Source organism: Nocardioides sp. (assembly GCF_031397825.1).
In the GTDB taxonomy this organism is placed as follows: Bacteria; Actinomycetota; Actinomycetes; order Propionibacteriales; family Nocardioidaceae; genus Nocardioides.
Genome location: NZ_JANNML010000081.1, coordinates 1 through 2,400 on the forward strand (window position 1 = coordinate 1; position 2,400 = coordinate 2,400).

Here is a 2,400-nt window from a genome sequence, read left to right on the forward strand (position 1 = left end):
GCATCACCTGCGAGTGCAACCTCGCCCCCCTCTGCCGACATCACCACCAGCTCAAGACCCACGCCGGCTGGACCTACCAACAACGCGCCCCCGGCACCTTCCTCTGGCGCGAACCCCACGGCCAGACCCACCTCACCACCCCCCACGGCACCAGAGACCTCACCGACCCCTGAGGCACGATGGCTCCATGACCACCCCGGAGCCTGCCACTCCGACCCTGTCGCCGACTGGTCGACTCCGGGTCCTGCACGGGTGGGCCGAGCGCCTGTCCGTGCCGGTCGAGACCCTGACCTCCTCGGGCACTCAAGCGTTCGCCCGGGAGGGGGCGACCGCGGTGGTCGTCGTGGAGCTGGAGCGCTCCCGCGTGGTCGTCGGTCCGCCAGCCGCCCTGGAGCGGATCCGGGGTCTGGACGGTGCCGAGCTGCTCGACCTGCAGCTCCTGGTCGCGAGCTTGGCGTCGTTCCGGCCGAGGCCGATCGGGTCGGCGTCCCTGTCCTACCGCGACACCCGGCTCGACAGGCGGCTCCCTGTCGCGACGACACGCGCGGATGACGCCCTGGTGGAAGCGATGCGCCTGGCCGTCGCGGCCGACGAGTGGGACGAGAGTGGCCTCGCCACCATGCCCCAGCGATGGGCGGCGACGACGCCCCAGGGCCGACTGGCCGCCTTGGCGGGCCTGGAGCGGTGGGGCGCCGACATCGCGCAGCTGGGTGTCGTGGCCACGCCCGATGCACGTGGCCACGGCTATGCGGCGGCGGCTGCAGGGGAGGTGGTGACGCAGGCGCTCGACGACGGTCTGGTCGCCCAGTGGCGGTGCCGGGAGGGCAATGCCGCGTCGGAGCGGTTGGCGGCGTCGCTGTCGCTCACCCGGCTGGGCCGTCAGCTCGCCGTCGACCTCAGCTGAGCCGGCTCAGGCCCGCTCGTAGGTGAGGAGGACGCACCCGGAGCTCGAGCGGTCCACCCGCGTGGGGGTGAGGCGCACCAGCCCCTGGTCGCCGAAGAGGCGCCGACCCGTTCCCGCGAGGGTCGGGACGACCACGAGCTCGAGCCGGTCGACCAGGTCGGCCGCCAGCAGGGACTGGGCGATTCGGATGCTCCCGTGCACCCCGATGTCGCCACCGGGACGTTGCTGAAGGTCCTTGACGTGGTCGATCAGCGGAGCACCGACGACGACGGTCCCCGACCACGGCTGGTCGGGCGGGGTCGAGGTGAAGACATGCTTCGTCGTCCGGTTGATGAAGTCGGCGAACGGCTGGACGTCCGCGGTCGGCCAGAAGCCGGCCCAGTAGTCGTAGGTGCCACGACCGAGCAGGACGTCGTCCTGCGTGGAGATGACGCGGACGAGGTTGGCGAAGACCTCCTCGTCAGCTTCGAACATCCAGTCGCCGGGCTCCTCGGCGACTCCGTCGAGGGAGATCAGGGTGTAGAGGACGACGTCTCGCACGGCACGGGCTCCTGGGGTCGGGGTGGTCTTGCCCAGCTCAGACCCGGCAGGTCACCCGGAGTCATCGGTCGACAGCCCCGTGCGACGAAGGATCTCGTCGACGACCGCCGTGAGTGGGCGGGTGGCGTCGATCACCACCCCCGTGGCCGGGAGGTCCTCCTGGGTCTGGTGGAGTCGGACGATCAGGTCGCGCTCGGACGGTTGCGAGCCCCACTCGCCCTGAGGGCGCTGATCCAGCCGCCGGTGCAAGGTGTCGAGATCCACGTCGAGGACGAAGACCTCGTCGAACAGGTCGGTGAACGTCGCGACGTTGCGCGAGCCTCCGCAGAAGAAGGTGGCGGGCTCACGCTGGTCGGCCGCCAGCTCTCGCACCCGAGCCACGTCCCAGAGGTGGTGCTCGTGCACGGCGGTGGCGAGCGGCCGGCCGGTCAGGGGGTCGCCCTGGTAGGCCAGCTCCCGGTCGCCGTTGATCGCCTGGAAACCACGCCGGTGCAGCTCGTGGCACACGGACGTCTTGCCCGTCCCCGAGACCCCCTCGACGAGGTAGTTGCGCTTGCCCACCGCGTCAGTATCGCCCCTCAGGTGCGCCAGAACAGGTGGTGCACCACGCCGTGGGAGCCGGGCACGACGTCGCGGTGATAGCGGTCGAGCAGGTCGTCGGGGGAGTCCCACAGCCTCGAGCCGGCACCCAGCGGGTCAGGGCCGACCGCGACGTGCAGCGTGTCGATGAGCCCGGCGTCGAGGAACTGCCGGATCGTGTTGGCGCCGCCGCCGAGCCGCACGTCCTTGCCGTCGGCCGCCTGCAGCGCCTGCTCCAGCACCGCCGCGGGGGAGTCGTCGACGAAGTGGAAGGTCGTGTCCGAGAGCGAGTACGACGGCCGTTCGTGGTGGGTCATGACGAAGACCGGGGTGTGGAACGGCGGCTCGTCGCCCCACCAGCCCTTCCACTCCTCGTC

Annotated in this window: 4 protein-coding genes; 1 reads left to right on the forward strand and 3 read right to left on the reverse strand. The window is 71.2% G+C overall.

The window, feature by feature from the left end; all coding sequences use genetic code 11:
* The first annotated feature begins 187 nt into the window (after positions 1 to 187).
* Positions 188 to 904, forward strand: coding sequence for a hypothetical protein (locus tag RMN98_RS06895; protein ID WP_309648071.1), 717 nt, complete (start codon positions 188 to 190; stop codon positions 902 to 904).
* Positions 905 to 910: 6 nt separating this feature from the next.
* Here RMN98_RS06895 and RMN98_RS06900 read toward each other — a convergent pair whose 3' ends face one another.
* From RMN98_RS06900 to RMN98_RS06910, 3 genes are all read right to left on the reverse strand, one after another.
* Positions 911 to 1,444 (reverse strand): dihydrofolate reductase family protein, encoded by a 534-nt coding sequence (locus RMN98_RS06900; protein ID WP_309648072.1) that lies wholly within the window; start codon positions 1,442 to 1,444, stop codon positions 911 to 913.
* A 51-nt stretch (positions 1,445 to 1,495) separates the two neighbouring features.
* On the reverse strand, positions 1,496 to 2,005 hold the full coding sequence (locus tag RMN98_RS06905) for a nucleoside kinase (protein ID WP_309648073.1): 510 nt from the start codon (positions 2,003 to 2,005) through the stop codon (positions 1,496 to 1,498).
* A gap of 17 nt (positions 2,006 to 2,022) precedes the next feature.
* A partial coding sequence (locus RMN98_RS06910) for a dihydrofolate reductase family protein (RefSeq protein WP_309648074.1) occupies positions 2,023 to 2,400 on the reverse strand: 378 nt, incomplete at its 5' end.